6 protein-coding genes are annotated in these 5950 nt (G+C 71.1%); 3 read left to right on the plus strand and 3 right to left on the minus strand.

Annotation, left to right across the window (positions count from 1 at the left end; all coding sequences use genetic code 11):
• Window positions 1-74: 74 nt before the first annotated feature.
• Together ACFQ87_RS43235 and ACFQ87_RS43240 are read right to left on the minus strand one after the other, a co-directional pair.
• Window positions 75-845 carry a hypothetical protein gene (locus ACFQ87_RS43235; RefSeq protein WP_380616506.1) on the minus strand — a complete coding sequence of 257 codons (771 nt, stop codon included), beginning with the start codon at window positions 843-845 and terminating at the stop codon, window positions 75-77.
• Window positions 846-1048: 203 nt separating this feature from the next.
• A complete protein-coding gene (locus ACFQ87_RS43240) occupies window positions 1049-1534 on the minus strand; it encodes a hypothetical protein (protein ID WP_380616507.1) in 486 nt (161 codons plus the stop codon).
• Window positions 1535-1575: 41 nt separating this feature from the next.
• Here ACFQ87_RS43240 and ACFQ87_RS43245 point away from each other — a divergent pair, with 41 nt between their 5' ends.
• A complete protein-coding gene (locus tag ACFQ87_RS43245) occupies window positions 1576-2640 on the plus strand; it encodes a substrate-binding domain-containing protein (protein WP_380616508.1) in 1065 nt (354 codons plus the stop codon).
• 181 nt (window positions 2641-2821) lie between these two features.
• Here ACFQ87_RS43245 and ACFQ87_RS43250 read toward each other — a convergent pair whose 3' ends face one another.
• The gene (locus ACFQ87_RS43250) at window positions 2822-3328 is read right to left on the minus strand and encodes an ArsR/SmtB family transcription factor (protein ID WP_380616509.1); all 507 of its coding nucleotides are present in this window, start codon (window positions 3326-3328) and stop codon (window positions 2822-2824) included.
• Window positions 3329-3385: 57 nt separating this feature from the next.
• On the opposite strand from ACFQ87_RS43250, the gene ACFQ87_RS43255 reads away from it, so the two are divergent.
• Both ACFQ87_RS43255 and ACFQ87_RS43260 read left to right on the plus strand, forming a co-directional pair.
• Window positions 3386-4297, plus strand: a complete 912-nt coding sequence (locus tag ACFQ87_RS43255) for a S41 family peptidase (protein WP_380616510.1) — start codon at window positions 3386-3388, stop codon at window positions 4295-4297.
• Window positions 4298-4495: 198 nt separating this feature from the next.
• The gene (locus ACFQ87_RS43260) at window positions 4496-5872 is read left to right on the plus strand and encodes a hypothetical protein (protein ID WP_380616511.1); all 1377 of its coding nucleotides are present in this window, start codon (window positions 4496-4498) and stop codon (window positions 5870-5872) included.
• Window positions 5873-5950 lie beyond the last annotated feature (78 nt).

A 5950-nucleotide genomic window follows, 5' to 3' on the forward strand; every position in this document is an offset into this window, starting at 1 on the left:
AAAAAACGGACCCATCCTCCAATGAACGGAAAAGACGATCCCGCCCCCCCCCACGCGTTCGGCTCAGGCCCGGGTCAGCGCTGGCCCGGGTAGCCCTGCTGGCCCGGCTGGCCCGGGTAGGGCACGTTCGGGACCTGCGGCGGGTAGGGCTGGCCCTGCGGCGGCACCTGGCCGCCCGGCTGCGGCGGGTACGGCTGCCCCTGGGGGGCCGGGTAGCCCTGCGGGGCCGGGTACGGGTTGGCCGGCGGCTGCGGGTACGGCTGCTGCTGCGGGTAGGGCTGGCCCTGCGGCGGGTACGGCTGCTGCGGCGCCCCGTAGCCCTGCTGCTGCGGGATCACCGGGTGGCCCGGCATCGGCTGGCCTGGCATCGGGTACGGCTGGCCCTGCGGCGTGTCGAACGGCTGCGAGGACGGGTCGATCGACCCGGGCGGGAAGGCCGCGCTCAGCTGGTCCATCTCGGCGCGCCAGATGCGGTGGATGTTCAGGCGCATCGGCTTGGCGCCGCCCGGCATCTGGAGGTACATCGAGCTCCAGATGCTGGCCCGCTTGACCCGGCTGACCGGGAAGGCGTTGCGCGGGAAGGCCGCGACGACGTCGCCGGGGCGGTTGGTCCAGCGGTTGGCCGCGTTGACCACCACGTGGGTGTTGGTGAGCGTCAGGAAGTAGTACCGGCGGGTCAGAACGATGATCAGGCCGAGCAGCGGGATCTCACCGAAGACACCGTTGAGCCACGGGCTCGGGCCGCTCTCCGCGTGCACGCAGGCGATGAAGGTCTCCCCAGGAGGCGCCACCTGCGAGAGCTTCTCGATGACCTGGGCTTTCTGCTTCGCCCGGAGAATTGCCATGTTGTCTGTTCCTCTTACCCCGTCGTGTCCACCGCCTCTGCGCGGCGGGAAATCGGCTGAGGTTAGCAGGTGGTGATGACACTTCGAACACCACCGTACGCGGGAAGGACGACGCCCCGTCGGGCCGGAGCCCGACGGGATTGAGTCGGCATCCGAACCACCCGGCGTGCCTCGGGCCAGGGGCCTTCACCGGCCGCCGCGGATCAGCCGACGGTGGTGACGGTGTAGCCCTGCGGAGCGCGCAGCCGGACCGCGCCGGTATGGTCGGTCGCCGCCTCGATCGGCAGGCCGGCCACCGTCAGCCCACTGATCCGCAGCGACTCGTACCCGGCCGGGAGCTGGGCGCGCACCCGCAACCGGCGGTTCGGCGCGTCCGCCTCCAGGCCGAGCAGCGCCTGCAGGACGAGCACGGCGGAGGCGGCGGCCCAGGCCTGCGCGGGCCAGGCCGTGCACGGCGATGGCGCTGTCGTGCGGCCAGACCGAGCCGGTGTGGTAGAGCCCAGCGGGTTGAAGCCCGCCGCGGCGGCGTCCAGGGTGCGCAGCCCGAAGCCGCTGTCCATGCCGGGGGCGGTGAGCCGGCGGGCGACCAGGACGCTCTCCTCGGCGTCCAGCAGGCCGGTGCCGAGCAGGTGACCCAGGTTGGAGGCGATCGAGTCGACCGGGCGCTTGTCCCGGTCGAGGGCGACCACGGGGTAGCGGCCGTGCTCCCGAGCTGCTGCGCCCGCAGACGTTGGAGCGGGTCCGACGCGCCATCGACGAGCTCGGCTACCGCCCGCACCGGGCCGCGCAGGCGCTCAGGACCAGGGCCAGCCGGTTGATCGGCTACGGCATCCGGTCCAGCAGCACCGGCGTCCCGACCCCCGTGCTGGACCAGTTCCTGCATTCCCTCTCCGAGGCCGCCGACCGGGCCGGCTACTGGGTGGTGCTGTTCGCCGTCGCCCCCGGGGACGAGGAACTCGCCAGCTACCAACAGCTGTTGGACGAGCACGGCGCGGACGGCTTCGTACTCGGCGGCACCGACCGCGGCGACCGCCGCCAGGGCTGGCTGCACGAGCGCGGCGTCCCGTTCGTCGCGTTCGGCCGCACCTGGTCCGGCAAGGACGTCGGCGACCGGGTCGACGTCGACGGCGCCGCCGGGACGTCCGCGGCCGTCCGGCACCTGGCCGCGCTCGGCCACCGGAAGATCGGCTTCCTCGGCCGGCCCAAGGGCTCCGGGGTCGGCGACGACCGCGCCCGCGGCTGGCAGCACGCTATGCGCGACCTGGACCTGTCCACCCGGGGCCGCCGGGTGGAGAGCCCGGACGACCCGGAGCGCGCCACCGAGGCCGCCGGGAAGCTGCTCGCCACCGGCGTGACCGCCGTCGTGGCGGCCAGCGACACCCTGGCCCTCGGCTGGTACCAGGCGCTGCGCCATGACGGCCGCACCCCCGGCCCGGACGCCGCCGCCATCGGCTTCGACGACTCGCCGATCGCCCCGCTGCTGTTCCCGTCCCTGTCCAGCCTCGCCCAGCCGCTCGACGCGGTCGGCCGCGGGTGCATGCGGCTGCTGCTGGAACGGCTCGGCGACCGCGAGCGGCCGACCGAACGCGTCCTGCTGGAACCGGAGTTGGTCCTCCGCAAAAGCGCGCGACGCCCCTCCCCCGAACCGCCTCCACTCCCCCGCCCACCCTCGCAAGGAGATCCCGCACGGCCACCTCCCGCCCCCTCCCCTCGCCGCGGCCGCCGTCTGCACGGCCGTCGCCCACCTGGCAGCAACTCGCCGACGACGCCGGCAAGCTCACCAAGGACGGCGTGACCGGCCTGGCCGTGCTGTTCTTCTGCTTCCGGCGCTACTTCGCACGCGGCGCCAACTCGGGCTCGTCCAAGGGCTAGGGCTCTTCTTTCCGATCATCAGATCGTTGGTCTGGTCGTGCAGTTGACTGAGGCGCAGTGGGCCGCCAACGAAGATCCACAACACGATCTCCAGCAGACCGACCCTACGCCCCGGCCTGCCGGTAGAGCGTCACCAGGAGGCCGTGCACCGGCTCGCCCTCCGAGTCCTCCTCCGTCTCGTCGACCAGTGCGGCCAGCGCCTCGGCGAGCCGCGCTGCCTTGGCCGGGCTGAGCCGGAGGTGGCGCAGCGTCAGGAGGTGGTCGACGGGTGAGCGGTCCAACTCCTGGGCGACGGCGCCGAGCAGCGCGGCCGTTCCCTCGGCCTGCGGTTCGGCGACGACGAGCCGCTCGGTGGTCCGCCGGTAGTACTTCTCGGTGCCGCCGCGCACCCGTCGCGTTCCCGCGTCCTGGACCAGCCCCGCCTCGCACAGCACCCTGAGGTGGTGGGAGACGCCGCCCTTGTTCACTCCCAGCTGCGCGGCGAGCCGGCTGATCGTCGACGGCCGGCCGCTCAGGGCGAAGAGCAGGCGCTGGCGTAGGGGGTGGGCGAGTGCAGTGTGCTGCAGAGGCGTGCTGATCCGCTGGACGCCCTCGTCTGGTTGATGGCTCATCAGATCAAGCGTTAAGTACGTTTGACGCTTTGACAAGCCGCTGGTCTACTCCGTCCCATGACCTCCACCACATCGCCATCCGCGCTGGACACCGTCGCCGTCGTCGAGTCGATCGCCGACCTGGTCCGCGAGAACTACGTCTTCCCCGATACCGCCCGGCAGCTGGCGGCCCTGCTGCAACGCCGGAGTGCCGAGGGCTCCTACCGGGCCGAATCCGCCGAGGAGTTGGCCGAAGAGGTCACCGCGGACCTGCGGTCCGTCAACGGCGACCTACACCTGGCCCTCAAGTACCACGACGTGCCGGTGCCGCCGAACCAGGGCGCGGCGGTACTCGCCGCGTTTCGGCGGGATTTCGACGCATCCCTGGGCGGTGTTCCCCGCGTGGAGCTTCTCGACGGCGGCGTCGCGGTCCTGGAGATCGGGCCCAAGATGTTCCCGCTGGACTGGGCGGCGCAACCGCTGGCCGCGGCGCTCTCACTGGTGGCTCCCGCCCGCGCCCTCATCCTGGACCTGCGCCGCAACACCGGTGGCGATCCGAACACGGTCGCCTTCATCTGCGGCTACCTGCTCGACGGCCGCACACACCTCATCACCATGCTCTCGCGGCAGGGGGAGGTGGCCGAGCAGTCCTGGACGCCCTCGTTCGTACCGGGTGCCCGCTTCGGCAGCAGCAAGCCGCTCTACGTGCTGACGAGCGAAAACACCTTCTCCGCGGGCGAGGAGCTCGCCTACGACCTGCAGCAGCTCGGGCGCGCCGAGGTCGTCGGGGAGGCCACCCGGGGCGGCGCGCACCCGCGCGAGGGCTGGACGGTGCACCCGCACCTGGAGCTCAGCGTGCCCGTCGCCCGCGGGGTCAACCCGATCTCGGGCACCAACTGGGAGGGCACCGGGGTCCGGCCCGACGTGCCGTGCGACGCCGAGGCGGCGCTCGACCGCGCACTGCCCCTGGCCGTGGCGCGCTTGGCCTGAGCCCTTTCGTCGGCCGGGGCCCTTTTTGCTGGCCCCGGCCGCGTTCTGGTGCGCGCGCACGATTGTGCGTGGAGTCGACTGAGACGACCCGGACGGTGCCCTCGGCGTCGGACTTCGGCCACTCAGCCATGCTGTCGGCCAGATCAGTTAAAAGCTAGGTCAAAAAATAGTGTGTCATCTTGCTGATAATGTGATCACATGCGTAGGCGCTGTGGCGCGCTTCGCCACAGGGGAGGGATCGGCCTGACCCCGTTCGATCAGGCCCTGTCACACAGGAGTTGCACCATCAACACCGCCATCCGCAAGGCCGCCCGCGGCGCGCTGCCCATCGCGGTCACCGCGTCCGTCCTCGCCACGGCTCTCACCGCCTGCGGCACCGCCGAGCAGATCTCGGCCGCCCAGAAGGTGTCGAAGGCCTTCGACAAGGTCGGTGACGGCAAGTCGGCCGGCTTCACGCTCTCCGTCGACGCCACCCCCGAGCAGATCGTCGCCTTCACCAAGGCCACCGGCGAGGAGGCGGACGAGAAGAGCGCCCAGGGCCTGTCCGGGCTGTCCCTCTCCGTCGCGGTCTCCGCCGACAAGCCGCTCAAGGACGTCGACGCCTTCAAGAACGCGGCGGCCAAGGACCAGAAGGACATCACGCTCGACAAGTCGGTGCGGATCTCCTACCGCATCACCGACAGGAAGGGCGCCCCGCTCCTCGAGTACCGCCAGGTCGAGGCCAAGGGGTACCTGCAGATCGACCTGAAGAGCGTGCTGAGGCTCACCGGTCAGGACCCGTCCGAGGTCGACGCCGTCACCAAGAACCTCCCGTCCGACATGGCCCCCGCCAAGAGCCTGCTGAGCGGCAACTGGACGTCGTTCGACCTCCAGGAGCTCGCCGACGAGGCCAAGAAGAAGGACGACGGCGCCAAGGGCGGCAAGCCGGAGGCAGTTCCCTCGGTCGACCCGCAGGCCGGCAAGGAGCTCTTCGACGCACTGAAGGACGTCTTCAACCGGACGGTCACCTTCGAGGACAAGGGCAAGAAGGACGGCACCGAGCACATCTGGATGAGCGCCCCGGCCCGCCAGGCCGTGGACGAGCTGTACAAGGCCCTCAAGCCGCTCTCCACCAAGTTCCCCCAGCAGTTCAAGAAGTTCCCGACCGAGGCCCCGACCGGCGTCCCGGACAAGAACGTCGGCGCCGACCTCTACCTCAAGGACGGCTCACTCTCCTCGGCCACCTTCGACATGGCGCAGCTGGCGAAGAAGGTCGAGCCGGGCGTCAACTTCCCGGTGAAGCTGACCTTCAACCAGGACGCCCCCAAGGTCGAGGCCCCGTCCGCGCCGAACAAGATGACCGCCGAGGACCTCATGAAGACCTTCTCCGTGCTGGCCGCCGGCGGCGAGGACTCCGACTTCGGCGACGGGACCGGGTCGGGCGCTGTCCCGCCGGTCAGCACCGACGCCGCTCCGCTGACCGACGCCCAGCTCAAGGAGCTGGCCGCGCTCGGTGTGCCGGAGGCCCAGGCCCGTGCCTTCAACAAGATCGGCATGAGCTTCGAGGACATCAAGTCCATCGTCCAGGAGAAGTGATCCGCCTGACGGCGATCCCCTCCTGACGCACCGACCGGCCGACCGCCTCCGCGGTCGCCCGGTCGCGTCCGTTCAACC

The sequence above is a fragment of the Kitasatospora sp. NPDC056531 genome (assembly GCF_042794375.1).
Lineage (GTDB): Bacteria > Actinomycetota > Actinomycetes > Streptomycetales > Streptomycetaceae > Kitasatospora.

What these genes read in the sequence shown, in the direction of transcription:
- ACFQ87_RS43235 (WP_380616506.1), bottom strand. Translation starts at nt 845, where the DNA reads ATGGCAATTCTCCGGGCGAAGCAGAAAGCCCAGGTCATCGAGAAGCTC.
- ACFQ87_RS43250 (WP_380616509.1), bottom strand. Translation starts at nt 3,328, where the DNA reads ATGAGCCATCAACCAGACGAGGGCGTCCAGCGGATCAGCACGCCTCTG.
- ACFQ87_RS43255 (WP_380616510.1), top strand. Translation starts at nt 3,386, where the DNA reads ATGACCTCCACCACATCGCCATCCGCGCTGGACACCGTCGCCGTCGTC.
- ACFQ87_RS43260 (WP_380616511.1), top strand. Translation starts at nt 4,496, where the DNA reads ATGCGTAGGCGCTGTGGCGCGCTTCGCCACAGGGGAGGGATCGGCCTG.